The organism is Devosia sp. P3_B2, assembly GCF_056402875.1.
This window is the reverse complement of the sequence record NZ_JBFUGO010000035.1, coordinates 1-317: the sequence shown is the minus strand read 5'-3', so window position 1 is coordinate 317 and position 317 is coordinate 1. Positions and strand designations below refer to the sequence as shown.

At 59.3% G+C, this 317-nt stretch carries 1 pseudogene; it reads left to right on the top strand.

Going from position 1 to position 317, the window contains the following annotated elements:
- Nucleotides 1–45: 45 nt before the first annotated feature.
- Nucleotides 46–317 (top strand): annotated as a pseudogene (locus AC1DV8_RS22940) (hypothetical protein); the annotation flags it as partial.

Sequence of the window (317 nt, the reverse complement as noted above, 5' to 3'; positions counted from 1 at the left end):
CCGCGGGAGCATCTAAATCGCGTCAGGGACGTTGTGGATGCCGCCATGAAGCCCACAACCACATCTAGCCGCATCAGCCGACTGATCTACCGCCTCGCAGACTTCCTCGCAGACTGGCGAGGGTTCATTGCCACTTTTCTTGCCCTGATGGCAGGGATCGGCATCGGTGCTGCGTTGCAATTCAACGAAGGCTTCATGTTCGGCTTCAACATTTTCCTCTCGGTGGCGGCCATCGTCATCAGTGGCGTTATCCTTGTGGCCGGCGCGCGCAGTGAGGCGGCCCTGCACGTGAAGCTCGACTACCTGATCGAGCACTC